This window comes from Wenjunlia vitaminophila DSM 41686 (assembly GCF_000380165.1).
Taxonomy (GTDB): Bacteria; Actinomycetota; Actinomycetes; order Streptomycetales; family Streptomycetaceae; genus Wenjunlia; species Wenjunlia vitaminophila.
Genome location: NZ_KB904657.1, coordinates 58,664 through 84,775 on the forward strand (window position 1 = coordinate 58,664; position 26,112 = coordinate 84,775).

The following is a 26,112-nucleotide window of genomic DNA, read 5'->3' on the forward strand; positions in this document are numbered from 1 at the left end:
CGGCGGGGGACGACCGCCGGCGGCGCGACGGCACGCAGCGGCGGCGACATGGGAAAGTGCCTTCGCGCGGACCACGCACGGCATGTGACGTCGTCGGATCGAAGGCACTCGCTGTGTCGGCGGACGGTGCCCCCGGGCGGGGTACCCGGGGCCGCGCCCTCCCGTGCGGCGCCACGGCTGCGGCCACCGTCCACGGCGTGCGGCGGTTGACGCGATCAGCCCACGGGGGTCATGGCTGATCGGCGCCCGGCCTTGCCCTGCGGGTCGCAGCGGGAGGGGCGGTTCACGGGGCCGACGTGTCAGGACGTCGGCTGGAGCGCGGCCTTGGCGGCTTCCTCGTCGGCACGGGCGGCCTCCACCAGGACACCGGTGGGGGTCAGCCGCATCGGCGCCGTACCGGCGAGCTTCCAGTCGAAGCGGGACGCCAGTTCGAACAGGTCGTCCTGGGTCAGCGGCCCTCCCCGCTCCTCCTCGGCGCGCAGCGCCGTGGGGTGGTACTCCTCGTAACCGCCGGGGAGGTGCAGGGTCAGGAAGTGGGCCCCGCTCCCGGGCGGGGTGGCCCAGGTGTGCTCGGTGCCCCGGGTGATGTGCGCCAGCCCGCCCGCGCCGAGTTCGGTGACCTCGCCGTCGATGTGCATGATCAGCGTGCCGTCGATGACGAAGTACGTCTCCTCGGAGGCGGAGTGGGTGTGCAGGGGCGGCCCGGCCATGGCCGCGTTGACGTGCGCTTCGACGAGGGCTGCGGCACCGCCGGTGACGGCGCTGGAAAGGACGATCTCGAATCCGCGCCTGCCGGCGGGACGGTCGCCGGGAAGGACGATCGTGGTCATGAGTCCCTCTCTGATGTGGGGGTGTGGTAGGGGTTCTAACACGGTTCCGTGGAAGGCGGTCAAGGATCACCTGGGCGTCCTCGAACACTGAATGCCGTCGTCCGCTGACGGAGTGTCGATGCGGGAGGGCCGGGCCGCGGCCCTGCACGGGGGTGTCGGGGAGGGTGGGGGCCGCCCGCGCGGGTGTCGGCGTTGTGCGACCGCGGACGCTCCGCAGTTGAACGGCGACGGGCCCTGGCTATCGTCCCGACGCGGGGGACGGCACCCACTCCCCGTGCCCCGGCTCCCCCGCGCGGAGGTCCCGATCCCGGCCCGGACGGCGTTCGCCAATTCTCGGACGAATGGCCCGCAGGGACGACAAAAACAGGAGTGCGTGTGACACCCACACATCTCCACACGTGCAACCGCGGTTTATCCGCGGTTGCACGGCCCGCTGCCGGAACAACCTGGGCGCGTCACCGGTACGACTCCGCCCGACCACCGCGGAAGGCCAACTCCACCGCACGCTGACCGCAACGGCGAAAACAGTCACCAGGGATTGGGCGCACCACGTGCGCCGCTCGGACCGCCGCCTTCAGGGCACGCCCCTTCCACCGTGCGACTTTCGACGTTCGGGGATCGAACAGTGACCGGTCCCGGAAATCCCGCCCGTCTCTCCCGAGGAATCCGTGCAGCTCGGGGGGTGCAGCACCCACCGTTCCCTCCAGGGGTTACTTCGTGTAAATCTTTCCGGCGGCGCCGACGGCGTCACATTCATGCTTCTGAAGCCAGTCAGCACGAGCGATGAAAACAAGACGGGAGGTGCGCAATGCCCTGGGGAAAGACCACTTCGGCGGATGCGAGTGCCGGCCGGGCCGAGCGGATCGCCACACGGTCCCGCAACGAGGTCTGGAAGAAGCCGCCGCGCCGCATCGAGTCATCGGAATGCATCACCTGTGACACGTGCGTCCGCAACTGCCCACCGGAGTTCGGCGCCATATTTGACCGCGGTCTCGATGTTGTCATCATTCCCGAATTGTGCTCGGGCTGCCCCGTGTGCGTGATGGTCTGCCCCGTGGACTGCATATACGTGGACGAGGACTGGACGCCGACCGACAACGACATGTGGAACCACGTCGAGCTGACCGCGGAGGGGACGTCATGACCGCGTCCACCGGGCGCGGCGGGACCACGCGCCGTGCCGCACTGGCCAAGAAGAGGCTCAGCCGCCGACCGAGCCGGCTCGGCACGTCCGCCGGCACGGCCCCGGCCCCGGACCAGGCCCTCGACCGGTACGCCGGCTTCCCCGGGCTGCTGCGCCAGGTGTGGCAGCGGGCGACCGCGGCCGACGACCTGCCCACGGCGGTGGACACCCTCCTCACCCTCGGCGGCCACGTCCCCGCCGACGTCCAGCTCCGGGCGCTGCGAGCGGCCGACGAGGCGGCGCTGAAGGTGCTCTGCGGGGTGTCCTGGCGGGACGACGACGGCTCCCCGGACGGCCCGGAGCCCCCGGCCACGCCGGACCGCCCGGGCGGTGAACCCCCCGCGTTCCTCGGTGAGCTGGGGCTGACCACGAGCGGTCGGATCGTGGTGCGCGTTCCCTCCCAGGGCCCCCTGGCCAGCGAGGAGGACCTGGTCGACGGGGTGATGCGGGTACCGTGGTCGGCCCGTGCACTGCTGGACTACCAGACCGAGGTGAGCCGAGCCGCCACCCGCTTCGCCCGCTCCGTCGTGGACTGCCGCCAGTGGCTGGCCGCCGCGGGCTCCCAGAGCAGGGACAACCTGCTCGAGCAGCTCAAGGAGGCGGCGCAGCGCACCGCGCCGTTCATCCTGTACCAGGAGGGCAAGCAGTACACCAACTTCCGGGACCGCAACACCATCACCGGGAAGACGCTGTGGCCCGGCCACCCGGACTGTGCGCTGAGCAGCCTCCAGAAGATGCCGCTCGAGCTGTGGTCGGACCAGGACGTGGTGATGGTGGTCTGCCTCACCCTGCTGGTGCGCTCGGCCGGCTTCGCCAGGATCGAGGAGGCCAACGGCACCCAGTTGACGCTGGACCACGTCGCGTACCTGCTCGAGGGCACCCGGCGCACCTACAACGGGGTGCCGGGCGGTCAGCAGGTGCCGGCGGCGACCTCCACCGGCGTGGAGGCGCTGGACCAGTTGGCGGGCCGGCTGCTCGCCCGGCGCACGGAGGTCCTCGGGACGGCCCAGCTCTACCGGGAGATCCACGGCGCGCTGATGCACAAGATCGAGCGGGTCGCCGGCCGGCCGGGGGACGCCGCCCGCATGCGGGAACGGGCCGTCTGCGACCACCTGCGGGAACGGCTGCCGCTGGACGGGGCGACCCTGGACGAGCTCGAGGCGGAGCTCGCCGCGTCACCGTCCTGGCTGGGGGAGCCGCTGGGCGACTTCGGAACCGGGCTCGAGGCCCTGGTCCACGCCACGGTGGCGGCGGCGAGGACGGCGTTCGACGCGGACTTCGCGATGAGCCGCGGTCTGCGCTCCCTGCCCCGGCTGATCCGGGCGCTGCGCGAGCAGGACTGGGAAGACCTCGTCCAGTGGGACCTGCCGGACTACTTCTGCTGCGTGGTGCCGGACCCCAGGGCCCGCCGGTACTTCGAGGACTCCGCGGCGAGGCTCGCCGACATGGCGTGGGCGATGTCGTCGCGGATGCAGTACAACTCGTGGCACTTCCTCGCGGGCAACGTCCCCAAGGTGCCGGTGGTGCGGGCCCGGGACTACTTCGTGCCGCCCACCATCCCGGACATCGCCTTCCACTCCGACCAGCACCACCACGGCCACGTCGCGGCCAAGGTGCGGTTCAGCATCCGCAGCCCGCAGGCGGTGGAGGTCCTCGGCCAGCCGTTCAACGGGTTCATGGACCTGCGCCTGCTGCGCTGCGCCGGCCGGCCGTTCGACGAACAGGACATGCTCGCCGCCCACCGCTGCTCGGGGTTCGTCGCCCGGGCGACCAGCCTGGTGGCCTCCCTCGCCGCGGACGGCGCGGACATCGAGATCACGTCGTTCGACTCCCAGTGGCACTGGGAGCAGGTCGCCGGCGGCACCGGGACCGCGGACGGCGCGGGGGAACCGGCGCGCAGGGTCTCGTGACCTGACGGGCACCGGCCCGCCGCGGCCGGTGCCCCGCTGACCGTTGACGTTGTCCGTCATCTGCTGTGTCGAGGAGAGCCATTGACCTGCACCGGCATTCGCGAGACGAGGGAACTCCTCGGCCGGGGAGAGATCACCGTGACCGACCACGTGCAGTCGGTCCTGACCGCGATCCACAAGGTGGACACCGAGTTGGGTGCCTTCGTCTCCGTCGCCGGGGACGAGGCGCTGCGGGCGGCCGAGGCGGCCGACGCCAAGGTCCGGGCGCTGGGTCCCGCGGCCTGGGCGGACCAGCCGCTGCTGGGGGTCACCGTCGCGGTCAAGGACCTGGTGCAGACCGAGGACCTGCCGACCACCCGCGGTTCGCTGCTGCCGAACCGGCGGGCCAGGGCCGACGCGCCCGCGGTGGCCCGGCTCCGGGCGGCCGGCGCCGTGGTGGTGGGGAAGACCACCACGTCGGAGGGCGGCTGGAGCGCCAGCACCGTCGGCCGGGTGGGCTCCCCCACCCGCAACCCCTGGGCGCTGCGGCGCTCCGCCGGGGGGTCGAGCGGCGGGTCGGCGGCCGCGGTGGCGGCGGGCCTCTGCTCGGCGGCGCTGGGCACCGACGGGGCCGGGTCGATCCGGATTCCCGCGGCGTTCTGCGGGGTGGTGGGGTTCAAGCCGTCGTTCGGCCGGGTCCCCTACGTCCCGGCCTGCGCGGACCGGCTGGCCCACCTCGGTCCACTGGCCAGGTCCGTGTCCGACGTCGTCGAACTGAGCTCGGTCCTCGCCGGCCCGCACCCCGAGGACCCCGACTCGGGCCTGGGCCCGGTCGGTCCGCCCCGGGCACCGGGCGCGCTGCGGATCGGCTGGATCGAGTTCCCCGGGACCACGGCGGAGGTCCGCCGGGTGAGCGAGGGTGCCCTGCCGGTGCTCCGCGGGCAGGGGCACCGGGTGGAACGGATCGAGGTGCCGTTCCCCGACCCCTATCCCGCGCTGGTGGACATCCTGGCCGCCGTGGAGGCGGCGGGCACCGCCCCCGAGGACGAACCGCTGTGTGACCCCGGCCGGTTGGCCGTCGTCCGGTACGGACGCCGGCTGACCGCCGCGGCCGTGGCCCGGGCCGAGGACGTCAGGTTGCGTCTGCGCACCACGATGCGGTCGGTGATGGCTCGTTACGACCTGCTGGCCATGGCGACGGTGCCGATCGAGCCGTTCGACGCCGAGGCCATCGGCCCGGACGGGGCCGACGACCCCGAGGGCCTGCGCTGGTTGGCCTGGACGCCGGCCACCTACCCGTTCAACCTGACCGGCCAGCCGGCCCTGTCCCTGCCGGCCGGGCTCACCCGTTCCGGTCTCCCCGTCGGACTCCAGTTGGTCGGCCCGGTCGGGGCCGACGACCTGGTGCTGACGACCGCCCGGAACGTCGAGGCGGAGCTGGAGCCCCTGCCGGTGGCGCCAGATCGAGTAACCGAAAGGATGCTGTGATCCATGTATTCCCGGTCCTGGCCCCGTCTGTACGCCAAGGGCAGCGTGGGGCGCCCGGCGTTCGCCACCGCGTTCGGCCTGTGGAACGACGAGCAGGTGGCGGCGGCCGAGCAGGTCGAAGCCGGTCTCGGTGACCTCGACCTCGTCCGTCTGGTGTTCTGCGACCCGCACGGTCTGGCCCGGGCGAAGACACTGCCCGCGGAGACGTTCCGCAGCGTGCTGCGCAACGGCATGGACTTCAGCCCGGGGCCGTTCCTGTTCGACACCGGGCACGCGGTGGCCGTGGACTTCCTCTCGGACCCCGGGGTGGGCGTGGAGGAACTGGCCGGCGCGGGCAACTTCGTGCTGGTCCCCGATCCGTTGACGTTCCAGGTGCTGCCCGGGACGGAGCCCAGGACGGCCTGGGTGATGGGGGACGAGTTCCTGCGTGACGGCACCCCGCACCCGCTGTCCTCGCGGCACGCGCTGCGCCAGGTCTGCGCCCGCTACGCCAAGCGGGAACTGGTCCCGGTGGTGGGCCTGGAGGTGGAGTGGTACCTGACCCGGCGGCTCCCCGGCCCCGTGGGCAACGAGGGCAACGGCTTCGGCCTGCAGGGCCCGGCCCCGGTGGTGGAGGCCATGAACCCCGGCTACCAGTTCAACGGGTTCGCGGCGTACGACTCGGTGTCCGAGGTCGCCAACCCCCTCGCCATGGCCCTGCTGGGGCTCGGTCTGCCCCTGCGGTCCATGGAGCACGAGTCGGGCCCGGGGCAGCTCGAGACCACGTTCGACCCGATGTTCGCGCTGGACGCCGCTGACGCCATGGTGATGTTCCGGACGCTGACCAAGCAGTACTGCGCGCGGCGCGGCCACCACGCGTCGTTCATGTCGCTGCCGCGCATCGACGGCTTCGATCCCAGCGGCTGGCACCTCCACCAGTCGGTCATGGACGCCTCGACCGGCCGCAACCTGTTCGCCGGCGACGACCCCTCCGGGAGCATCTCCCCCCGGGGCAAGGCGTACGTGGACGGGCTGCTCGCCCACGCCCGGGACTTCTGCCTGCTGTCGGTGCCGACCGTCAACGGCTACCGGCGCCTCGGTCCCGGGTTCTCCCTGTCCCCGACCCGCATCGGCTCGAGCGTCGAGGACCGCAGCGTGATGGTCCGGGTGGTCGGCAGCGACAGCGCGACCCATGTGGAGAACCGGGTGGGAGAGCCGTCGGCCAACCCCTACCTCGCCATCGGCGGGCAGCTCTTCGCGGGCCTCGAGGGGCTGCTCGGCGAGGACCGGGCCCCCCGGCCCGTGGCCCCCGGCGACACACCGGGGGCCGGCACCCCCACCCCCACCGACACCCTGCCCCAGTCGCTGCGCGAGGCGCTGGAGGCCTTCCGCGGGGGTGCGGCCAAGGAACTGCTGTGCCGTCCGCTCACCTCCTGCCTGACCAAGCTCAAGGAGAGCGAGGTCTCCCGGTTCGAGGCGTGGTGCGAACGGGAGGGCCCGGCGGAGGGGGAGGTCACCGAGTGGGAGCACCGCGAGTACTTCGGGGCCTTCTGATGTCCGGCGTGTTGGAGAACTCACTTCAGGAGGTGGGCCGGGAATGATCCCCCGTTACACACGGCCGGAGATGGCCGAGCTCTGGTCCGACCAGGCGCGCTACGCGACCTGGGTCGAGGTGGAGGTCCTGGCGTCCGAGGCACAGGTCCGCCTGGGCCGGGTGCCGTCGGAGGCGGTGGAGGACATGCGGCGGGCCAGGGTGCCCGCCGCGGCCAGGGTCGCCGAGATCGAGCGGGAACGCGACCACGAGGTGCTGTCCTTCCTCGCCGCCTACTGCGAGGACATCCCGGACGACTCCGCCCGGTGGGTGCACCTGGGCATGACCAGCTACGACCTGGTGGACACGGCCCTGGGGCACACCCTGGCCCGGGGCACCGACCTGCTGCTCCGGGCGGCCAGGCGGCTGCGCCGGGTCCTGGTGGACAAGGCGTTGGCGCACTGGGACACGGTCTGCATCGGCCGCACCCACGGCGTCCACGCCGAGCCCACCACGTTCGGGCACAAGATGGCCGGTTTCGCGTTCGCGGTGGACCGCTCGGTGCAGCGGTTGCTCGCCGCGCGCGAGGCCGTCGCGGTGGGCACGATCTCCGGCTCGGTCGGCACCTACGCGTTGATCGACCCGTTCGTCGAGAGCTACGTCTGCGAACGGCTCGGACTCGGCGTGGAACCGGCACCGAGCCAGGTGGTCGGCCGGGACCGGCACGCCCAGCTCCTCCAGGCGGTGGCGACGCTGGGCGCCTGTGTGGAGCAGATCGCCCTGGAACTGCGGCTGCTCCAACGCACCGAGGTGGCCGAGGTGGAGGAGCGGCGTTCCTCCGACGCCTACCAGGGGTCGAGCGCCATGCCGCACAAGCGCAACCCCACGACCAGCGAGCGGCTGTGCGGACTCGCCCGGCTGCTGCGCGGCTACGCCACCACGGCGCTTGAGGACGTGGCGCTCTGGCACGAGCGGGACCTGGCCCACCAGTCCGTGGAACGGGTGGTCCTGCCGGACAGCCTGAGTGTGGGGCACTTCCAGGCGACCATGGCGGCCGACCTGGTGGAGACGCTGGCGGTGTTCGGCGACCGCATGCGGGCCGGGATCGACCACACCAGGGGCCTGGTGTTCAGTTCCGCGGTCCTCGCCGACAGCCTGAGCAACGGGGTGGAGCGCGAGAGGGCGTACCGCGCGGTCCAGGCGGCGGCGTACCGCACCGCGACGTCCGGCGAGGACTTCGGCGTCACGCTGGGCAAGGAGGGCATGGACGTGGGGCCGCTGGATCCGACGCGGTTCCTGGTGAATCATGGCGTGATCCGCAGCCGATTGGAGTCGCTTCGTGACCTGGAAGATTGAGCGCGTCGAGGGTGCCGACCTGGACCTGGGGGAGGTCCTCGAGGTCTACCGCGCGTCGGGCCTGGGTGAGCGCCGGCCCATCGACGACACGGAGCGCTTCTCGGCGATGCTGCGGAACGCCAACCTGGTGGTCGTCTGCCGCGTCGAGGGCCGGCTGGTGGGGATCGCCAGGAGCGTGTCCGACTTCAGCTACGTCACCTACCTGTCGGACATCGCTGTCGTCCGGGACCACCAGCGGTCCGGGATCGGCCGGGCCCTGATCGACGGGACCCGGCGGGAGGCGCCCGGCGCCAAGATCGTGCTGCTGTCCGCGCCCGCGGCCACCGAGTACTACCCGCACATCGGGTTCACCCAGCACAACTCCGCCTGGGTGCTCAATCCCTAGCGTTGTGTGACCTGCCCGGGCCGCCTGATCGGTCCGGTACGCGTGCGGTCCCCGGGGTCCCGGCACCACGCGGTTGCCCATGCCGCGCGGTGCCGGGTCCCCCTGTGCTCAGCCGTTCCCGAGCTTGAACCCGACCCCACGGACCGTGACGACCCAGCCGCTGCCGCCCAGTTTGCTGCGCAGGCTGCTGACATGGGTGTCCACGGTGCGCCTGGACCAGGAGTCGCCCCAGACCTGCTGGAGCAGCCGCTTCCGGGAGATCACGGTGTCCGGGTGGGACGCCAGGAGGTGGAGCAGGTCGAACTCCTTGCGGGTGAGGTTGATCCGGCGGCCGTCCAGGCTGACCTCCCGGGAGTTGACGTCGATCCGCAGCGGCCCGTGCGAGATCTCCTTCGCGGCCGGGGGCTGGACCTGGGCGCGCCGCATCACCGCCTCGATCCTGGCCATCAGTTCCCGGAACCCGTACGGCTTGACCACGTAGTCGTCCGCCCCGGCCTGCAGGCCGAGCACGCAGTCGAGTTCGGAGCCGCGGGCGGTGACCACGATCACCGGGACGCTGCTGACCGAGCGGATGGCCCGGCACACCTCGAGTCCGTCGAGGTCGGGTAGCTCGAGGTCGAGGAGGACCAGGTCGACGTCCTCGTAGGCATGGAGAGCGACGCTGCCCCGCTCGACACTCCGGGCCTCATGGCCGTGCCTACGCAGTCGGCACACCAATGACTGTGCCCCGTCCGCGTCACTGTCCACCACCAGGATGCGCTGGCCTCCGGCCAGCCCGGGTACCCGGCGGGTGGTGGTGGCCGCACCGGTCTCCTCGACCAGGTGCGGCCGTCTGGAACCGCGCTGGATGGGAATATGAGGCTCCAGCAATGCCTCTGCCGAACTTCGAGTCATGCCTCCCCCGCGAGTCATGTCTCCCCCGTTTTGGTAACCCAAATGGGGATCCGATCAGAATCTTGTGTTCGAACCTACCGACCGCCCGTCGGTAAATCAAAGCGGCCTGGGTAAAATCGGTCTTCGTGTTGACGACTGGTTTCCAGACACGGTAGAAGGGCATAGCGCAACCAGCGACCGCGTGATGGTGGACACACCGAAGCAGCAACGTCACGAGAAATGCCGGAATCGCCGAGAACGCTCCCACGGTGGCCCCGCGCGAAGCCACCGAGGGACGACTCGACGCCGGTATGTCGATTCCCTCAAAGAAAGCCCAACGACGCTCGCGCCGCACCCGAGGGGCCCCCAACGGGGTGCGAGACCCAGAACCGGCGCCCATGACCGGTCGGGACGCGTTGGACGCCGGAGGTCCGCCGATGGCCGGAACCACACAGCCGGTCGCTGCCCAACGACCGGTCCGGGCGGAGGCACGAAGCCCCTGCTCGAACGGATCGCCACGACCGGGGTGGCGGGGCTGCCCAAGCACCCGCTCCGTTCCACCGGATGGTTCACCGGAGTCTTTACCGGAAATTGTGACGAGAATTCCCGGACCATTAACTGAGAATTCGACACGCGCTCACTTCGGTATCAACATGTGGCACGACGGTGGATATCGTCGTGTAGACTCTCGCCTCAAGTTCGACTCAAGTTGTTCTCGAGCCCAATATTGTGCCTTGGGCTTGCAGTGAGTCAGTGTCCGCATGAAGCAACCCCCGTTCGCTGGACAGCCTGTCTTTCCACCAGGCCATATGTCAAGTGAATGCCGGGGGTGGATTTTTCATGCCCGTACGACCACGAACCGCAGCTTTGCCGGCAATCCGCGCATGAGGCACGTCAGCGCATCATCGTCGTCTCTCGAGATGGTTACGGAATTTCGGTTGGCCTTTGCGGCGCCGCCCCGGACCCGGGGGCCGGGGCGGCGCCGGACCGTGCCGGCTCAGCCCGGGGCGCGCCCACCCGCCCGCCAGGTGCGCGGGCACTCGAACATCGCCGCGCGCTCGGGACGACGCCACGGGGCGACCGCCCGCCGCGGGGCGGTCCCGGCGCCTCCGGACTGCCCCGGGGCGAGCCTGGCGCACAGCACGGCGGTGAGCGCGGCGAGCTCCTCGGGTGCGGGCTCACCCCGCTCCACCCGGAAGAGTTGACCGATCTGCGACCCGGTCGGCGCACTGCCCCCGGCCATCCACATCACCTCTCATCGCCCGTAGGTCACCTGGTCCGCGTCGCGCGCCCGCCCGGCGCGGCCCGCCGGCACCGGGAACCCCCCCGGCTACTGCGGCGGGTTGCCGTGCTTGCGGTGGGGCAGCTCGGCGTGCTTGGCGGAGAGCACGGCGATCGCCCGGCACAGCACGGAACGGGTCTCGCGCGGGTCGATCACGTCGTCCACCAACCCCCGCTCGGCCGCGTAGTAGGGGTGCACCAGCTCGTTCTGGTACTCCTTGATCTTCTGCTGCCGCACCGCTTCCGGGTCCCGGGCGGCGGCGATCTCGCGGCGGAAGACCACGTTGGCGGCGCCCTCCGCGCCCATCACCGCGATCTCGTTGGTCGGCCAGGCCAGCGCGATGTCGGCGCCGATGGACCGGGAGTCCATCACGATGTACGCGCCGCCGTAGGCCTTGCGCAGCACCAGCGAGACCCGCGGCACCGTGGCGTTGCAGTACGCGTACAGCAGCTTCGCGCCGTGCCGGATGATCCCGCCGTGCTCCTGCTCCACCCCCGGCAGGAAGCCGGGCACGTCCACCAGCGTGACCAGCGGGACGCTGAAGGAGTCACAGAACTGGACGAACCTGGCTCCCTTCTCGCTGGCGTGGATGTCCAGCGCCCCGGCGCGGAACGCCGGCTGGTTGGCGACGACGCCCACCACCTGCCCGTCCAGCCGGGCGAGGGCGCAGACCAGGTTGGGCGCCCAGGCGGCGTGCACCTCCATGTACTCGCCGTCGTCCACCACCTCCTCGATGACCCGCCGCACGTCGTAGGCGCGGTTGCCGTCGGCCGGCACCAGGTCGAGCAGCGCCTCGCAGGTCCGGTCCACCGGGTCGTCACAGGCCACCCGCGGCGATGTCTCCCGGTTGTTCGAGGGCAGCAACGACAGCAGGTAGCGCACGTCGGCGAGGCACGTCTCCTCGTCGTCGTGGGTGAAGTGGGCGACGCCGGAGACCTCGGCGTGCACGTCCGCCCCGCCGAGGCCGTCCTGGGTGACCTCCTCGCCGGTGACCGCCTGCACCACGTCCGGGCCCGTGACGAACATCTGCGAGGTGTCCCGGACCATGAACACGAAGTCGGTCAGCGCCGGGCTGTACGCGGCGCCGCCCGCGCACGGCCCCAGCATCACCGAGATCTGCGGGATGACCCCGGACGAGCGGGTGTTCCGCTGGAAGATGCCGCCGTACCCCGCGAGCGCGGTGACGCCCTCCTGGATGCGGGCGCCCGCGCCGTCGTTCAGCGACACCAGCGGCGCACCGGCCGACCGGGCGAGGTCCATGACTTTGTGGATCTTGGCTGCGTGTGCCTCCCCCAGCGCCCCGCCGAAGATCCGGAAGTCATGCGCGTAGACGAACACGGTGCGGCCGTCCACGGTGCCCCAACCGGTGACCACCCCGTCGGTGTACGGCCTCCTGTCCTCCAGGCCGAAGCCCTGCGCCCGGTGCCGGCGCAGCGGCTCCACCTCGGTGAAACTGCCCTCGTCCAGCAGGAGCTCGAGGCGTTCCCGCGCGGTCAGCTTGCCCTTGGCGTGCTGCCGCTCGGTGGCCCCGGGGTCGGGCCCCCGCCAGGCCTCCTCCTTGCGTCGGCGCAGGCCCTGGAGGATGCCGGCGGGGTCCGTCGGGGGTGGACCGGTCAGCACGCCGTGTCCGCCTCGCCGTTGTCCGCCGCGGGCGGACCGACCCACCTGCGCAGCGCGTCGGCGAGGCCGGTGGCGTCGGGGGCGGCCCAGACGACGTGTCCGTCCGGACGGACCAGCACACCGGCCGTGCCGGCCAGGGGGTCGGCGCCGTCCGCCGGCTTCGGCGACGCGGTCACCACCGTCACCCGGTCCCGGAAGTCCGCCGCGGCCAACCGCAGGTCGGGGTCGTCCACCAGGTCGAGCAGGACGCTGCGCCCGGGGTGCAGCAGTTCGGTGGTGCTGGTCTCCCGGGCGGCACCCACCAGGCGGCGGTGCCCGATGCGCTGGCCCAGCAGCGGGTGGTCGCCCCCACCGACCTCGTAGCGGATGTCCAGCCCGCTGACCCGCCCGGCCAGGTACCGCTTGACGTCGTCGAACTCGATCAGGTCGGTGAACATCTCCCGCAGCGGGGCTGCCTCCTCGCCGCCGAGGAACACCGCGCCCTGGACCCTGGTGTTCGCCAGCAGCCGCTCCCCCACCGGGTGCCGCTCACCGTGGTAGGTGTCCAGCAGGCCCTCCGGCGCGTCGCCACGGACCACGGCGGCCAGCTTCCAACCGAGGTTCGCCGCGTCCTGCACCCCGACGCTCAGCCCCTGTCCCCCGGCCGGCAGGTGGATGTGCGCCGCGTCTCCGGCCAGCAGCACCCGGCCGCGCCGGTACTCGGTGGCCTGGCGGGTGGCGTCGGTGAACGAGCTGACCCACTCCGCGCTGCCGTGCGAGATGTCCTCACCGGTGATGTGCTTCCAGGCGTCGGCGACCTCGGCGAAGGTGAGGGTCCTGTCGCGGTCCTCGGCGGGCGTGCCGTGCGGACAGACGATGATCCGGTCCACGCCCTCGCCCAACGGGGCCGCCATCACCATGCCGTTGGGCTGGATCTCCCCGAGGAACCGCGGGCGCAGGCCGCAGCCGACCACGTCCGCGAGGTACATCGCGCGGGTGGCCGGGTAGCCGGCGAACTCGATGCCGGCGGCCTTGCGGACCAGGCTGTGCCCGCCGTCGCACCCCACGAGGTAGGACGCGCGCAGCCGCTGGGCGCCGTCCGGGGCGCGCACGGTGATCTCGACGCTGTCGCCGTCCTCGAACCCCTCGGCCAGCTCGGTGAACTCCCAACCGCGCCGGATGTCCACGCCGAGCTCGGTCGCCCATCCCTCGAGCACCGCCTCGGTCTGCGACTGCGGGATGCCGCGGGCCCCGAAGTGGGCGCCCTCCAGCACGGTGTAGTCGAACTGCACCCCCCCGAAGTGCCCCATGGGGCTGGTCTCCAGGTCACCGAACCGCGGCAGCAGCCCGCGCTGGTCGAACACCTCCATCGCCCGGGCGGTGAAACCCAGGCCCCGGGACTGCCCGGTGGGCTCCGCCAGCTTCTCCGTGAGGATCACGCGTGCCCCGCCGAGCCTCAGCTCGGCGGCGAGCATCAGACCGGTGGGTCCGGCACCGACGACGATCACGTCGGCGTCCAGGGCGCGGCCGGTGGGAGTCGAGTTGTGGGCCATCGTCTTGCCTTCCCTTGTCAGTGATGTGGGTCGCGCGGCACCCGCGCCGGGGTGCTGTCGGTGCTCGGAACCGGGGACACGGGCGGCGCGCCGGTGACCGACTCAGCTCCTGACGCCGAACCAGCGCGTCAGCGCGTCGGCGAGGCCCTCGGTGGTGGCGCCCGCCCAGGCGACGTAGCCGTCCGGGCGGACCAGCAGGCAGTCGGCGCCCTCCACGGCGCCCCCGCCCTCGGACCGGCCCGCCACCACGGCGACCCGGTCCCGCAGGCCGTCCGGCACGCGGAGCGGGGTGCCGCCACGCAGGTCGAGCAGGAGTCCACGGCCGGTGCGCAGCAGCTCGGCCGCGGTGACCGGGCCCCGTCCCGGGTCCAGGACCAGGTGCGGCAGCCGGGCTCCGACCAGCGGGTGGGCGGTACCGCCCACCGTGCCACCGGGCCGCCCGCCGGACCCGTCGTGGCCCATGTCGTAGCGGATGTCCAGGCCGCTGACCATGCCGGCGAGGTGGGTGCGCACCGGCTCGTGCGCCACCAGTTCCGCCAGCACCGCGCGCAGCGGCTCCACTTCGGGGCCGCCGAGCAGCAGCAGCGCCTGCGCCGCGATGTTCCCCAGCACCCGCCGGCCCACCGCGTGGCGCTCGGCGTGGTAGCTGTCGAGCAGTTCCTCCCCCGCCGCGCCGCGCAGCCGCAGGGCGAGTTTCCAGCCGAGGTTGACGGCGTCCTGGAGCCCGAGGTTGAGTGCCTGGCCGCCGATCGGCATCTGCTGGTGGGCGGCGTCGCCGGCGAACAGGACGCGGCCGTGCCGGTACCGGGTGAGCAGGCGGTTGGCGTCACCGAAGGAGTTCACCCACAGCGGGGTCCCGCCGCTGATGTCCTCCCCGGTGACCCGCTTCCACGCGTCCACGACCTCGGTGAACTCCGGGTCCCCACCGCGGGCGGTCACGGTGCTGCCGAAGGCGTGCACCATGACCCGGGTGACCCCGTCACCGCGTCGGGCCGCGATGGCCAGGCCCTGCGGCAGCCGTTGGAACCGCCGGTTGGGCACGGTGATGCCGTCCACGTCGGCGCGGAGCAGCTCCCGGCGGGCGCTGGTACCCGGGAACTCCGCGCCGAGGAGACGGCGGACCGTGCTCTCCTCGCCGTCGCACCCGACGAGGTACCGGCCACGGACCCGCACGGTGCCGTCCGGACCGGCGGCCTCCACCTCGACGTGCCCGTCGTGGTCGGCGTCCTGGTGCGCGGCCGCGGCGGCGCCGGTGGTCAGGGTCCGCAGCTCGTGGCCGCGCCGGATGTCGGCCCCGAGCCCCGACGCCCAGTCCTGGAGCAGTTCCTCGGTCCTGGTCTGGGGCACCTTCCACTGCCCGGGGTGGGTGCTGGGCAGGGTGAGGTCCAGGGGGATGCCGCCGAAGTGCCCGCGCGGTTCGTTCGGCGGGGTGCCGAGCGCGGCCAGGAGCCCGCGGCTGTCCAGCAGTTCCATGGTCCGGGCGTGCAGGGTCGAGGCCCTGGACTCCGTGGTCGGCGCGGGGCGTCGCTCGAGAACGACCACCTCGGCACCGCCCAGCCGCAACTCACCGGCGAGCATGAGCCCGACGGGGCCGGCGCCGACGACGATGACCTGGGTGTCCAGGCGGCTACCGGTCATGTCAGCTCGTGCGCTCGGCGTGGTTCTTGGCGTGGTTGAGGGTGGCCAGGCTGTTGGTGCTCAGCGCCGTGTGCACGTACTCGCGGGCGTCGGCGACGGTGGCGTCCGCGCCGAGGACCTTCGCGATGTTGGCGGTGTTCAGGGTGACCGTGTGCTGCGACGAGGCGGTGGTGCCCTCCTCGGTCTCCTGGAACGTCCAGATGCCGGTGTGCAGGGTCATCAGCGCGGGCAGAGTGACCTGCTTGTAGGCGATCCGGTGGTGCGGGAAGGTCACCCGGTAGGACTTGGTGGTGTGCGTGGACCCGTCCTTGGCCCGGGTGTCCATCTCCAGGGTCTGGAGCCCGGGGGTGTCCTCGGTGAGACGGATGGTGGCCACGTGGGGCAGCCGCTCCGCCCACAGGTCGGCTTCGTTGATGAAGTCGAACATGTCCTTGGCGGAGCCGTTGACCTGCACGGAGTCGGTGAAGGAGAACGTCAGCTCCTCGTCCGCGTGGGCCCGCTCGAGGTTCTCCTTCAGCGCCGCCAGCTCGGACCGGCTGTTGCGGTCCACCGCCTCGTCGATCCAGGCCAGGCCCTCGGGGTCGTCGTCGATGGCCCGGTAGTCGTGCAGCAGTCGGACCCGGCACCGGTCGTCGTCGAGGGGCTCGATGATCCAGGTGCCGCCCATCGCGGCGACCGGTGGGGTGGTGACCTCCTGCCGGAAGGTGATGCGCAGGGCGTCCGCGTCCAGGGTGCGGCGCGACGTCCAGTTCTTCGCCTCGCCGTTGGCGGTCGCCCAGATCCGGATGCGTTCCTCGTTCCCGTTCGCCTCCACCTGGTCCACGTGGATGGTGGGCGGGAAGATCCGCGGCCAGTTGGTCACCTCCGCCAGCAGGGCGTAGACGGCCTTGGCCGGGGCGGTGACGGTGATCTCGTGCTCGACCTCGCGGGTCGTCATGACTACTCCAGCGGTTTCTTGGGGCGCGATCAGAAGTTGCCGAGGCCGCCGCAGACGTTCAGCGCCTGGGAGGTGATGGACGCCGCGGTGTCCGAGGCCAGGTAGCCGACGAGTCCGGCGACCTCGTCGGGGGTGGAGTAGCGCCCGAGCGGGATCTTGGCCTGGAACTTCTCCAGGATCGCGTCCTCGGTGGTGTCCCAGGCTGCGGCGTACCCCTGCCGCACCCGCTGCGCCATGGGCGTCTCGACGTAACCGGGGCAGACCGCGTTGACCGTGATCCCGGTCTTGGCCAGCTCGTTGCCGAGCGCCTTGGTGAAGCCGACGACGCCGTGCTTGGAGGCCGAGTACGGGGCGCCGAGCACCACGCCCTGCTTGCCCGCGGTGGAGGCGATGTTGATGATCCGGCCGCGGTCCTTCTTCCGCATGCCGCCGGTGTTGAGCACCTCCCGGGTCATCCGGAAGACGCTGTTGAGGTTGGTCTCGATGACGTCGTACCAGAGCTCGTCGGCGATGTCCGCGGTCACCCCGCCACCGGACCGACCGGCGTTGTTGACCAGCACGTCGACGGGCCCGTAGCGGTCCACCGCGGCCTGCACGAACGCGGTCACCGCGGCGGCGTCCCGCACGTCCACGGCACAGCCGTCCACGTCCAGGCCCTCGTGCTGGAGCTCCTTGACGGTGGAGGCGACGTTCTCGGCGTTCCGCGCGCCGATGAACACGCGGTGCCCCTGGGTGGCCAGCAGCCTGGCCACGGAGAGTCCGATGCCGCTGGTGGCGCCCGTCACCAGGGCGACCCGGGCAGTGTCCTTGGTCATGTCGTCGTGGGCCTTTCAGGCGGAGGTGGCAGCGGAGAGCTGCGCGTTGACAACGTCGATGAGAGCGCGCGGGGTGACGGCGCCGGTCAGCGCGTCGTCGTCCAGCGAGATCTGGTAGGTGCGCTCGATCCGGCCGCCGGTCTCCAGCAGGGCCAGCGACTCGTAGCCGAGGGCCTCGAACTCGGTGTCCAGGATGTCGCCGTCGAGATCGACGGCCTCGTCCGCGCCCGCGGCTTCCAGCAGGATGGCTTTCAGATCGTCGAGGGTGAATGCCTCGGTGGCCATGTGGGGTCCTTTCCTCGGATGGCGTCGGTGTTCTCAGGCGGCGTCCTGGCCGGCGGCCCGGACCACCACGGCGGAGTTGAAGCCGCCGTGTCCGCGGGCCAGTACCAGCGCGGTGCGCACCGGCGCGGCGCGGGGTTCGTCCAGGACCAGGTCGAGTTCGTACTCGGGGGAGGGTTGGATGTGCACCGTCGGCGGGATGAGGCCGTCGGTCATGGCCAGCAGGGCCGCGGCCAGGTCCAGCGGGGCCCCGCCGGAGTACAGGCGGCCGGTCATCGTCTTGGGGGCGGTGACCGGGACGCCACGGGCACCGAAGACCGCGGTGATCGCCTCGGCCTCGATCCGGTCGAGGTCCGGCACGGCCGCGGCGTCGGCGAAGACCACGTCCACCTGGGACGGCTCCACCGCGGCGTCGGCCAACGCGATCTCGATCGCCCTGCGCAGCCCGGGCCCACGTCCGCTGCCCGGCCTGGGGTCGAAGGTGGCGCCGTACCCGGCGATCTCGCCGTAGACCCTGGCTCCGCGCTCCCGGGCGGCCTCGGCGTCCTCCAGGATGAGGATGGCCCCGCCCTCGCCCGGCACGTGGCCCCGGGCGTCGCGGTCGAACGGCAGGTACGCCCGGTCCGGCTCCTCGCTGGTGCTCAGCCGGCCGCTGGTGAGCTGCGCGACCCAGCCCCAGGGGCAGATCGACGCGTCCACGGCGCCGGACACGACCAGGCGGGTGCCCTTGCGGATCTGCCGCCGGGCCTGGGCGACCGCGTCGAGTCCCCCGGCCTGGTCGCTGACCACGACGCCGCTGGGGCCCTTCATCCCGTTGCGGATGGAGATCTGTCCGCTGTTCACCGCGTAGAACCAGGCGAAGGACTGGTACGCGGAGACGTGGTGACTGCCCAGGCTCCACAGCTTCCGCAGTTCGTTCTGCCCGAACTCGAAGCCGCCGGAGGAGCTGGCGGTGACCACGCCCATGCTGAACTCGGGGAGTTCCCCGGGGTCCACCCCGGCGTCGGCGAGCGCCCAGTCGGCGGCGGCCAGCGCCATCCTGGTCATCCGGTCGGTCTGCGGGATCAGCCGGCTCGGCAGGTGGTCCTCGGCCACGAACCCGGGTACCTCGCCCGCCAGCCGCGCCGGGTAGCCCGACGGGTCGAACCGGGTGACCCGGCCGATGCCGCTGCTCCCCTCGCAGGTGGCCGACCAGAACTCCTTGGTGCCCAGGCCGTTGGGCGCGGCCACGCCGAGGCCGGTCACCACCACGGACGCGCTCATGCGGCGCTCCGCTCGGGCCGGGCCAGCACCATGGCGCTCTGGAAGCCGCCGAAGCCGCTGCCGACGGTCAGGACCGCGTCGGTGCGCTGGGAGCGCGCGGTCAGCGGAACGTAGTCCAGGTCGCACTCCGGGTCCGGGGTGTGCAGGTTCGCCGTGGGCGGCACCACGTTGTACTCCATGGCCAGGGCGGAGGCGGCGATCTCGATGGAGCCGATGGCGCCGAGCGAGTGCCCCACCATCGACTTGATGGAGCTCACCGGGGTGCGGTAGGCGTGCTCGCCGAGGCTCTTCTTGAAGGCGGCGGTCTCGTGCCGGTCGTTCTGCTTGGTGCCGGACCCGTGGGCGTTGATGTAGTCGATCGACTCCACGTTCATCCTGGCCTCGTCCAGCGCCACCGTGATCGCCTCGGCCATCTCGGCCCCGTCCGGGCGCAGCCCGGTCATGTGGTAGGCGTTGCTGCGGGTGGCGTAGCCGGCGATCTCGGCGTAGATGTGCGCGCGGCGGCGCTTGGCGCTCTGGAGTTCCTCCAGCACGAAGATGGCGGCGCCCTCGCCGAGCACGAAGCCGTTGCGGGTGCCGTCGAAGGGCCGTGACGCGCACTCCGGGGCGTCGTGCCGGGGGGTGGTGGCCTTGATCGCGTCGAAGCACGCCATGGTGATCGGGGAGATCGGCGCGTCCGACGAGCCGGCGACCATGACGTCAGCGGAGCCCTCACGGATCAGCTCGATGGCGTGGCCGACCGAGTCGATCCCCGAGGTGCAGCCGGTGGAGACCACGGCGGTGGGCCCCTCGGCGCCGACCGCCCAGGCGACCTCGGCGGCGAACGAGCTGGGCACCAGGTGGCTGTACAGGTGCGGCGGGGCGTACGTGTGATCGACGAGGTCGAGCCGGCCGCCGTCGCTGACCACCCGGTACTCCTGGTCGAGGCCCATGGTGGCGCCGACCGCGCTGCCGACGGTCACGCCGACCCGGTACGGGTCGAGCTCGGTGAGTTCGATGCCGCTGTCCGCGACGGCGCCGCGGGCCGCCACCACGGCGAGCTGCGCCGCCCGGTCCATCCGCCGGATCTCCTGCGGGCCGAGGCCGTGCTCGTACGGGTCGAAGTCGATCTCCGCGGCCACCTTGGAGCGGAACGGGGAGGGGTCGAAGAAGGTGATCCGGCGGGTCGCGGTGCGGCCCTCGCTCAGCAGGCTCCAGAAGTTCTTGGTGCCGACACCGCCGGGGGCGAGGACCTCCATCCCGGTGATGACCACGCGTCGCTCCGTCACGCGGACGCCTCCCACGAGTAGAAGCGGGTGGCCATCGCGTCCGCCGGGGAACGCCAGGTCGCGGGGTCGTAGGCCTCGATGTACGGCTTGAGGTCCTCGCTGATCCGGACGAACTTGGGGTCGGTCTTGGCCTCTTCGATCAGCTTTCCGCCGTTGTCCTCGTCGAAGTCCTGGAGGTGGAAGTACAGGCCGCGGTAGGAGAACAACTGCCGGCGGCGCGTGCCCATGCGGTGGGGCATGTCCGTGGTGTCGAATTCGGCGAACAACTTCGCCACGTCGGCGCTCGATCCGGGTTCCATTCGGGCCACGATCAGCGTGCTGTGCATGCGGTTTCGCTCCTTGGGAATTTCGGCGGACGCGGTGCTCTTCTGTGCCGTCGTTGGGCGTGCGCTGCGTTCGACCCGAAAGGGAGGCGCGGCACTCGTGCTCACGGGTAACTCGACCGGTCCTCACCGCGGAGAAGGCCGGTCGGCGCCCCTGGGGGCAGGCCCCAGATCTTGACGTCAAGACTCTTCCGAAACGGGGGGTCCGGCAAGGGACCTCATTTCAGGTCTGCGTTCGGTTCGGTCAGATCCGGTAAGCGCAGCGCAGCCATGTCAGGAAACCGGCAATCCCAGGCAGGGGTTGGTCAGATCCGCTGCCTGGTTGCGTCAGACCTGTGTCAGGGAACGTCCCCACGAGGGCTCCGCCCGGCTCGCGTCGGGGCGGTGTCCGCAGCGGTGCTGACCACGGGGAACGGGCACCCAGGCGGGGGAAACGGAGCCGGGCCGGGGCCGGGGGGAGCGCCGCGGCTCACGGCCGACCGGGGCTGCCGGCGGCCGTCCACGGGGGCGTACGGCGGCCGGAGGCGGGCCGCTGGGCGCTCCCACGCCCCGGTGCCCAGGGCGGGGCGCCACCCGCCCGGGAGTCAGGCGGGCAGTCTCTGGTGGGCGGGCGGGCGGGCAGTCTCCGGCGGGCAGGCAGGCAGGCAGGAAGGCAGGGGGCACGGTGGTTCGCCCGACGGCCCGACAAACCGAAGGAACGCCCGGGTCCTGTCTCCAGGACCCGGGCGTTCCCCAACTGGTGCGTGCCGGGGCCGCCGCCCCGGCACGCGCTCACTCCCCCGCGGAGCGGGTGTGCACCACCTGGTAGGAGTTCCAGTCGCTGCTGGTCTTCAGGGACGCGATCCGGGACTCGGACTTGTCCCGGGCCGCGGACCACTCGGACTGCGGCTCGTTGATGAAGGCGTCGTGCGCCTCCTTGCTCTCCCACTGGGAGTAGCAGACCGCGAAGGAACCCTCGAGGCCCCGGGCCCGCAGCCCCTTGAAGACGGTGTGGGAGCGGTAGCCCGCGACCTCGAGCAGGTAGTCCTGGGACGGGCCGAGGGCGTCCACCAGCTCGTCGAGGTTCTCCTGCGCCACCTGGAAGATCTCGATGACGGTGTGGTCGTCCCGCTTCGGGGAGATCTCCACCTTGTCGCCGAGCGACGGGTGGTGCTGGCTGAACACGATCTCGTTCTGGAGCAGGCGGATGGACGTGGTCAGCTCGCCGAAGGTCGGCAGGGTCCGGTGCTTGAACTCCTCACCGGCGTAGCGCTTCTCCAGGTCCTCGCCGCTGCGCCACTGGATGAGGTTGGCGGTGCCGGGGCTGTGCACGCCCTGGTGCACGGTGCTGGAGATCCAGCCCTCGTAGGCCGCCGCATTGACGATCTTGGTCATCTCGTTGATGAGACCGTCCTGCTTCTCCGGCGCGTCGGTGGTGAAGAGGTTGAGGACGGTGAGGTGGGCGTCCTCTGGGGAGATGAAGGGCATGTGGGTCGCTTCCTGATTCTCGGACGAACGGTGTGTGGGTGAGGCGCGGGGCCTCAGTTGGACGGGCCGAACCAGCGGGTGAGCGCGTCGGCCAGGCCCTCGGTGCGCGCGTCCTCCGGGGAGACCCACGCGACGTACCCGTCGGGACGGACCAGCAGGCCCCGGGGCAGGCCCTCGCAGTCACCACTGACCGTGGTGACCCGGTCGGACCAGCCGGCTGCCGTCTCGCGCAGCTCCGCGTCGTCGCCGAGGTCGAGCAGCACGGCGCGGCCCGGGTGGAGCAGTTCGAAGGTCGTCTTCTTCTCGCCCTCGACCACGACCTCCTGCTCCTCCAGGCGCCGGCCGAGCAGCGGGTGGTCGCCGGGGCCCATGTCGTGCCGGATGTCGAGGCCGGTGACCATGCCCACCAGGTGGCGTTGGACGTCCTCGTACGCGGTGAGCTCGGTGAAGACCTCCAGCAGCGGCTTGATCTCGTCGCCGCCGACGTAGAGCTGGCTCTGGGCCAGGGTGTTGGTCAGGATGCGGGCACCCACCGGGTGCCGCTCGCTGTGGTAGGTGTCGAGCAGGCCCTCCGGGGCCTGCCCCTTGATCGTCAGGGCCAGCTTCCAGCCGAGGTTGACCGCGTCCTGGATGCCCGCGCTCATGCCCTGGGCGCCGATCGGCAGGTGGAGGTGCGCCGCGTCGCCGGCGACGAGGACGCGACCGCGCCGGTACTCCGTCGCCTGGCGGCTGGCGTCGGTGCTCGAGCTGACCCACAACGGCGTGCCGTGGGAGATGTCCTCGCCGGTCAGCCGCTTCCAGGCGCCGACCACCTCCTCGAAGGTGATGGGCCCCGGTCCCTTGCGCAGGGGCTCGGCCGCCTCGTAGTAGGAGACCCGGCAACGGTCCGGCCCCAGCGGCAGCACGATGACCATGCCGCCCTCCACCCGCCGGCCGCTGAAGCCCGGGGGGAGCTGCACGCCGGCGATGTCGGCGTACCGCAGCTCGATCCGCGGCTCGGTGCCGGTGAACTCGATACCGGCGGCCTTCCTGACGGCGCTGCGACCGCCGTCACAGCCGACCACGTAGGCGGCCCGCAACCGGCTGGGGCCGTCCGGTGTGTCCACCTCGACGGTGACCCCGTCGTCGTCGGTGGTCAGGCCGGTGACCTCCCAGCCGCGGCGCACGTCCGCGCCGAGCTCACCGGTCCAGCCGGCCAGCATGGCCTCGGTGACCGCCTGGGGAATGCCGCGGGCCCCGTAGGAGCCTCCTGGAATGACCCGGTAGTCGAGGGAGACACCGCCGAAGTGACCGAACGGAATGAGGTTCACCTCGCCGAAGCGAGAGAGCAGTCCGCGTTGGTCGAATTCCTCGATGGTCCGTGCCGAGAAACCGAGGGCACGTGACTCCTGCACCGGCTCGGCGAGCCGTTCGACGACGATCACAGAAATGCCCTGCAAACGGAGTTCGCCGGCGAGCATGAGACCCGTGGGGCCTGCCCCGGAAATCACTACGTCCGCGTCAAAGTTATCCATAAGCCCTCTCCCAACGGTCTTCCTCAGTATTACGAGGAGTTCGCGGGAGGGTAAATAGCCCCGAGGTACAGGCTTTTGACAGGGCAGTACAGGGTTCTGACAGCAACGTCAGGTTTGCGACAAGTGGTCTTGGGATCCGGCGGGTTCCGTGGTCATGCTCGGGTATGACCACTAGCCAATCCTCCGCCGAGGTCGCCGGGCTGCTCGACCGCTACCTGGTCGGGCTCGACGACGACGATCTGGACGACGAGTGGGCGCGCGGCCTGTTCACCGGGGACGCGGTCGTGGAGTTCCCGATGAGCCGGCACGAGGGCCTGGAGGGTCTGGCCGGGTACCACGCCGACGTGCTGGCGAAGTGGGAGCGGACCCAGAACCTCAACTCCCCGGCGGTCGTGCTGGTGGACGGCGACCGGGCGACGTTCCGGGCCAACGTGATGTCCACCCACGTGCACCGGGCGAGCACCCCGCCGGTGGACGGTGAGCCCCCGGCGCTCTTCTCCACCGGGACGTTCGTCAGCGGGGCGGCCCGGAACACCCCGGACGGCTGGCGCATCTGCTCGTTGGCCTTCCGGCTCGTCTGGAGCAGCGGGACCCGCCCCCGGCCGGCCGGCTGACGCGGCGGTGGACCGGGGCGGGCACCTGGGGGTCAGGCGTTGAGGCTCATCACCCGGTCCACGGCGATCTCGACGACGACGCGGCCCGGCGGGTTGGGCGGCGGGGAGTAGTAGCGCTTGGCGTAGCGCCTGACCCCCTCGGCCACCCGGCGGGGATCGTCGGACACCGTGCCGGTGCCCTCCAGGGTGACCCACTTGAATCCGGCCACCTGACAGAGCGCGGCGCGGCTGCCGGGGGCGGCGAGCAGGTTCCTGGCCTTGCGCGAGGAGACCACCGTCATGACCCGGGCCAGACCCGCCGCCGGGTCCCAGGTGAAGCGCACCGCCACCACGTGGGGCGACCCGTCGGGCCGGAAGGTGGTCAGCGTGGCGATGTGCGGCTCGGTCAGGAACTCCTCGACCGAGGGCGCCAACGCCGGCGCGCCAGTGCCTTCCTTCGACAGCGACATCGTGTTCGCCCTCTCGCTCGGGTGACGTCAGGAGGTTGCGGAGGCGGTCGGACACCTCACCCGGCGCCCTCGCGGCCACGGCGCCCGGGACGGGTTCACGTCACCGGGGCCCTCCTGAAAGAAGAAGCGGAATCCTATTCCGGTACGGCAAGTACAGGGGACCCGCGGGCACGTTGTCAACCGCGGCCAACGTCAAATGTTTGCGGGAACGTTCAGAATTGACAGGAACGAACCCGGACATACCCATGGAGACGGCATCTGTCGGGGGTGGATGAGGAAGGAGCGGCCGGGCATAGTAGGAGTGAAACGGAGAGAGGTTCCGCATGCCAACTCCCATGCCCGTGCAGCAGTCCACGTCCGCGCACACCACCAGCCCCCGGCGGCGGCGCGCCGATGCCGAGCGCAACCGCGCCCGGGTGCTGAACGCTGCCCGTGAACTCTTCGCCGAGCGTGGGGCGCACGTGTCCATGGACGAGGTGGCCCGTCGCGCCGAGGTCGGCGTCGGCACCCTCTACCGTCACTTCCCCACCAAGGAAGCCATGGTCGAGGCCGCCTCGCAGCAGCGTTTCGGCGAGATCCTGACCTACTACCGGACCATCTGCCGCGACTCGACCGAACCCCTCGAGGCGCTCAAGCTGTTGCTCACCCGGATCGCCGAGGTTGAGGCGAGGGACCGGGGATTCGCCAGTGTGGTGGTCGAGGGCACCCTGGGTTCCGAGGGACCGCGGAGCCCCCTTCGGGCCGACCTCGAGGCGGAGCTGGTGAGCCTGGTGGACAAGGGCCAGGCCGCCGGGGTGATCAGGCAGGACATCACCGGCGCGGACATCCTCTCCCTGACCTGTGGCCTCAACTCGATCGTCCACCGGCGCAGCGGCGACTGGCGGCGCTACATCAACATCGTCCTGGACGGTCTGCGGTCCTCCCGTGAGCGGTAGGTCGGCGGGAAGTGGCGTGCGGCCCGCGGTGGCGGGAGTCGTCCGGGTCGAGGGACTGCCGGTGTCCGCGGGACAGGGCCGCGCCAGGTGCTGAGCATCGGGACGGTCGTGATGGGGGCCGCGGACGTGCGGCGGGCGGCGGAGTTCTGGAGCCGGGCCCTGGGCTACGTGCCGCGTGACGGTGAGGTCGCCGACGACTGGACCGTGCTGGTGCCGGCCGAGGGCACAGGACCCGGACTCGCGCTCGGCCGCAGTACGTCGCCCGTGCAGGAACGCCCCCGGGTCCACCTCGACCTCTACGTCGAGGACGCCGCCGAGCAGCGGGCCGAGGTGGCACGCCTGGTCGCCCTGGGCGCCGAACGCGTGGACTGGCAGTGGTACCCGGACGACCCCGACTTCGTCGTGCTCGCCGATCCCGAAGGCAACCGTTTCTGCGTCATCGACGCCAGTCACGGCTGAGGAACGCCGGGTCCGGCCCGTCGCGGCCCCGTCCACGCGCCCGGGGGCAGGGGCACGGACGACGCGCGGTCCGCTCCCCCGGCCCGGGCGGGACCCGGCTCACCCGATCGAGCGGAAACACCGCCGGGACCGATGAGTTCTGGCGGCCCGAACGGTCAACCCTCGCAACACCTGTCCCACCGGTCAGCGAGGAGCAAGGG

Annotated in this window: 24 protein-coding genes; 9 read left to right on the plus strand and 15 right to left on the minus strand. The window is 71.6% G+C overall.

Features of this window, described 5'->3' with window-relative positions; translation table 11 throughout:
- Positions 1-299: 299 nt before the first annotated feature.
- Positions 300-830 (minus strand): cupin domain-containing protein, encoded by a 531-nt coding sequence (locus A3IG_RS31815; protein WP_018383103.1) that lies wholly within the window; start codon positions 828-830, stop codon positions 300-302.
- An 808-nt stretch (positions 831-1,638) separates the two neighbouring features.
- Here A3IG_RS31815 and A3IG_RS0108370 point away from each other — a divergent pair.
- The 6 genes from A3IG_RS0108370 to A3IG_RS0108395 all read left to right on the plus strand — a co-directional run bounded on the left by A3IG_RS0108370 (position 1,639) and on the right by A3IG_RS0108395 (position 8,641).
- Entirely contained in the window at positions 1,639-1,974 is a 336-nt protein-coding gene (locus A3IG_RS0108370) for an ATP-binding protein (RefSeq protein ID WP_018383104.1), read from the plus strand.
- The gene (locus A3IG_RS0108375) at positions 1,971-3,923 is read left to right on the plus strand and encodes a hypothetical protein (protein WP_018383105.1); all 1,953 of its coding nucleotides are present in this window, start codon (positions 1,971-1,973) and stop codon (positions 3,921-3,923) included. The genes A3IG_RS0108370 and A3IG_RS0108375 overlap by 4 nt, the downstream gene beginning before the upstream one ends.
- 81 nt (positions 3,924-4,004) lie before the next feature.
- Positions 4,005-5,390: an amidase gene (locus tag A3IG_RS28995; protein ID WP_018383106.1), complete on the plus strand. Its 1,386-nt coding sequence runs from the start codon at positions 4,005-4,007 to the stop codon at positions 5,388-5,390.
- A gap of 3 nt (positions 5,391-5,393) precedes the next feature.
- Positions 5,394-6,923 (plus strand): glutamine synthetase family protein, encoded by a 1,530-nt coding sequence (locus A3IG_RS0108385; RefSeq protein WP_018383107.1) that lies wholly within the window; start codon positions 5,394-5,396, stop codon positions 6,921-6,923.
- A gap of 43 nt (positions 6,924-6,966) precedes the next feature.
- A complete protein-coding gene (gene purB, locus A3IG_RS0108390; protein WP_018383108.1) occupies positions 6,967-8,256 on the plus strand; it encodes an adenylosuccinate lyase in 1,290 nt (429 codons plus the stop codon).
- Positions 8,240-8,641 carry a GNAT family N-acetyltransferase gene (locus A3IG_RS0108395; RefSeq protein WP_018383109.1) on the plus strand — a complete coding sequence of 134 codons (402 nt, stop codon included), beginning with the start codon at positions 8,240-8,242 and terminating at the stop codon, positions 8,639-8,641. The genes purB and A3IG_RS0108395 overlap by 17 nt, the downstream gene beginning before the upstream one ends.
- 108 nt (positions 8,642-8,749) lie before the next feature.
- Here the strand turns inward: A3IG_RS0108395 and A3IG_RS0108400 are convergent, their stop codons facing one another.
- From A3IG_RS0108400 to A3IG_RS0108460, 13 genes are all read right to left on the minus strand, one after another.
- Entirely contained in the window at positions 8,750-9,535 is a 786-nt protein-coding gene (locus A3IG_RS0108400; protein ID WP_026220028.1) for a response regulator transcription factor, read from the minus strand.
- A gap of 976 nt (positions 9,536-10,511) precedes the next feature.
- Complete coding sequence (locus tag A3IG_RS0108405) at positions 10,512-10,757, minus strand: acyl-CoA carboxylase subunit epsilon (protein ID WP_051087428.1); 246 nt, start codon at positions 10,755-10,757, stop codon at positions 10,512-10,514.
- A gap of 87 nt (positions 10,758-10,844) precedes the next feature.
- Complete coding sequence (locus A3IG_RS0108410) at positions 10,845-12,416, minus strand: acyl-CoA carboxylase subunit beta (RefSeq protein ID WP_018383112.1); 1,572 nt, start codon at positions 12,414-12,416, stop codon at positions 10,845-10,847.
- Positions 12,410-13,948: an FAD-dependent monooxygenase gene (locus tag A3IG_RS34775; protein ID WP_018383113.1), complete on the minus strand. Its 1,539-nt coding sequence runs from the start codon at positions 13,946-13,948 to the stop codon at positions 12,410-12,412. Before A3IG_RS34775 ends, A3IG_RS0108410 begins: the two co-directional genes overlap by 7 nt.
- A 102-nt stretch (positions 13,949-14,050) precedes the next feature.
- Positions 14,051-15,586 carry an FAD-dependent monooxygenase gene (locus A3IG_RS34780; RefSeq protein WP_018383114.1) on the minus strand — a complete coding sequence of 512 codons (1,536 nt, stop codon included), beginning with the start codon at positions 15,584-15,586 and terminating at the stop codon, positions 14,051-14,053.
- Between the two features lies 1 nt (position 15,587).
- Positions 15,588-16,523 carry an aromatase/cyclase gene (locus A3IG_RS0108425; protein ID WP_018383115.1) on the minus strand — a complete coding sequence of 312 codons (936 nt, stop codon included), beginning with the start codon at positions 16,521-16,523 and terminating at the stop codon, positions 15,588-15,590.
- Positions 16,524-16,552: 29 nt separating this feature from the next.
- Entirely contained in the window at positions 16,553-17,338 is a 786-nt protein-coding gene (gene fabG / locus A3IG_RS0108430) for a 3-oxoacyl-ACP reductase FabG (protein ID WP_018383116.1), read from the minus strand.
- Positions 17,339-17,353: 15 nt separating this feature from the next.
- The gene (locus A3IG_RS0108435) at positions 17,354-17,623 is read right to left on the minus strand and encodes an acyl carrier protein (protein WP_018383117.1); all 270 of its coding nucleotides are present in this window, start codon (positions 17,621-17,623) and stop codon (positions 17,354-17,356) included.
- A gap of 33 nt (positions 17,624-17,656) precedes the next feature.
- The gene (locus A3IG_RS0108440) at positions 17,657-18,883 is read right to left on the minus strand and encodes a ketosynthase chain-length factor (RefSeq protein ID WP_018383118.1); all 1,227 of its coding nucleotides are present in this window, start codon (positions 18,881-18,883) and stop codon (positions 17,657-17,659) included.
- Positions 18,880-20,151: a beta-ketoacyl-[acyl-carrier-protein] synthase family protein gene (locus tag A3IG_RS0108445; RefSeq protein ID WP_026220030.1), complete on the minus strand. Its 1,272-nt coding sequence runs from the start codon at positions 20,149-20,151 to the stop codon at positions 18,880-18,882. Before A3IG_RS0108445 ends, A3IG_RS0108440 begins: the two co-directional genes overlap by 4 nt.
- A complete protein-coding gene (locus A3IG_RS0108450; RefSeq protein ID WP_018383120.1) occupies positions 20,148-20,477 on the minus strand; it encodes a TcmI family type II polyketide cyclase in 330 nt (109 codons plus the stop codon). Before A3IG_RS0108450 ends, A3IG_RS0108445 begins: the two co-directional genes overlap by 4 nt.
- A gap of 768 nt (positions 20,478-21,245) precedes the next feature.
- Positions 21,246-21,941, minus strand: coding sequence for an antibiotic biosynthesis monooxygenase family protein (locus tag A3IG_RS0108455; RefSeq protein WP_018383121.1), 696 nt, complete (start codon positions 21,939-21,941; stop codon positions 21,246-21,248).
- A 53-nt stretch (positions 21,942-21,994) separates the two neighbouring features.
- The gene (locus A3IG_RS0108460) at positions 21,995-23,455 is read right to left on the minus strand and encodes an FAD-dependent monooxygenase (protein WP_026220031.1); all 1,461 of its coding nucleotides are present in this window, start codon (positions 23,453-23,455) and stop codon (positions 21,995-21,997) included.
- Positions 23,456-23,619: 164 nt separating this feature from the next.
- Between A3IG_RS0108460 and A3IG_RS0108465 the strand changes: the two genes are divergently transcribed.
- Entirely contained in the window at positions 23,620-24,069 is a 450-nt protein-coding gene (locus A3IG_RS0108465; protein WP_018383123.1) for a nuclear transport factor 2 family protein, read from the plus strand.
- A gap of 32 nt (positions 24,070-24,101) precedes the next feature.
- On the opposite strand, the gene A3IG_RS0108470 is transcribed toward A3IG_RS0108465, so the two are convergent.
- Positions 24,102-24,518, minus strand: a complete 417-nt coding sequence (locus A3IG_RS0108470; protein ID WP_051087425.1) for a pyridoxamine 5'-phosphate oxidase family protein — start codon at positions 24,516-24,518, stop codon at positions 24,102-24,104.
- 323 nt (positions 24,519-24,841) lie between these two features.
- Here A3IG_RS0108470 and A3IG_RS0108475 point away from each other — a divergent pair, with 323 nt between their 5' ends.
- Positions 24,842-25,453 carry a TetR/AcrR family transcriptional regulator gene (locus A3IG_RS0108475; protein WP_078500195.1) on the plus strand — a complete coding sequence of 204 codons (612 nt, stop codon included), beginning with the start codon at positions 24,842-24,844 and terminating at the stop codon, positions 25,451-25,453.
- Positions 25,454-25,540: 87 nt separating this feature from the next.
- Positions 25,541-25,912 (plus strand): VOC family protein, encoded by a 372-nt coding sequence (locus A3IG_RS0108480; protein WP_018383126.1) that lies wholly within the window; start codon positions 25,541-25,543, stop codon positions 25,910-25,912.
- Positions 25,913-26,112 lie beyond the last annotated feature (200 nt).

Excerpts from the sequence above, each read along its gene's own strand:
- A3IG_RS0108425 (WP_018383115.1), bottom strand. The coding sequence starts at position 16,523 with ATGACGACCCGCGAGGTCGAGCACGAGATCACCGTCACCGCCCCGGCC.
- A3IG_RS0108470 (WP_051087425.1), bottom strand. The coding sequence starts at position 24,518 with ATGTCGCTGTCGAAGGAAGGCACTGGCGCGCCGGCGTTGGCGCCCTCG.
- A3IG_RS34780 (WP_018383114.1), bottom strand. The coding sequence starts at position 15,586 with ATGACCGGTAGCCGCCTGGACACCCAGGTCATCGTCGTCGGCGCCGGC.
- A3IG_RS0108455 (WP_018383121.1), bottom strand. The coding sequence starts at position 21,941 with ATGCCCTTCATCTCCCCAGAGGACGCCCACCTCACCGTCCTCAACCTC.
- A3IG_RS31815 (WP_018383103.1), bottom strand. The coding sequence starts at position 830 with ATGACCACGATCGTCCTTCCCGGCGACCGTCCCGCCGGCAGGCGCGGA.
- A3IG_RS0108375 (WP_018383105.1), top strand. The coding sequence starts at position 1,971 with ATGACCGCGTCCACCGGGCGCGGCGGGACCACGCGCCGTGCCGCACTG.
- A3IG_RS0108405 (WP_051087428.1), bottom strand. The coding sequence starts at position 10,757 with ATGGCCGGGGGCAGTGCGCCGACCGGGTCGCAGATCGGTCAACTCTTC.
- A3IG_RS0108475 (WP_078500195.1), top strand. The coding sequence starts at position 24,842 with ATGCCAACTCCCATGCCCGTGCAGCAGTCCACGTCCGCGCACACCACC.
- A3IG_RS0108400 (WP_026220028.1), bottom strand. The coding sequence starts at position 9,535 with ATGACTCGAAGTTCGGCAGAGGCATTGCTGGAGCCTCATATTCCCATC.
- A3IG_RS0108465 (WP_018383123.1), top strand. The coding sequence starts at position 23,620 with ATGACCACTAGCCAATCCTCCGCCGAGGTCGCCGGGCTGCTCGACCGC.
- A3IG_RS0108460 (WP_026220031.1), bottom strand. The coding sequence starts at position 23,455 with ATGGATAACTTTGACGCGGACGTAGTGATTTCCGGGGCAGGCCCCACG.
- A3IG_RS0108385 (WP_018383107.1), top strand. The coding sequence starts at position 5,394 with ATGTATTCCCGGTCCTGGCCCCGTCTGTACGCCAAGGGCAGCGTGGGG.
- fabG (WP_018383116.1), bottom strand. The coding sequence starts at position 17,338 with ATGACCAAGGACACTGCCCGGGTCGCCCTGGTGACGGGCGCCACCAGC.
- purB (WP_018383108.1), top strand. The coding sequence starts at position 6,967 with ATGATCCCCCGTTACACACGGCCGGAGATGGCCGAGCTCTGGTCCGAC.
- A3IG_RS0108435 (WP_018383117.1), bottom strand. The coding sequence starts at position 17,623 with ATGGCCACCGAGGCATTCACCCTCGACGATCTGAAAGCCATCCTGCTG.
- A3IG_RS0108450 (WP_018383120.1), bottom strand. The coding sequence starts at position 20,477 with ATGCACAGCACGCTGATCGTGGCCCGAATGGAACCCGGATCGAGCGCC.
- A3IG_RS0108440 (WP_018383118.1), bottom strand. The coding sequence starts at position 18,883 with ATGAGCGCGTCCGTGGTGGTGACCGGCCTCGGCGTGGCCGCGCCCAAC.
- A3IG_RS34775 (WP_018383113.1), bottom strand. The coding sequence starts at position 13,948 with ATGGCCCACAACTCGACTCCCACCGGCCGCGCCCTGGACGCCGACGTG.
- A3IG_RS0108370 (WP_018383104.1), top strand. The coding sequence starts at position 1,639 with ATGCCCTGGGGAAAGACCACTTCGGCGGATGCGAGTGCCGGCCGGGCC.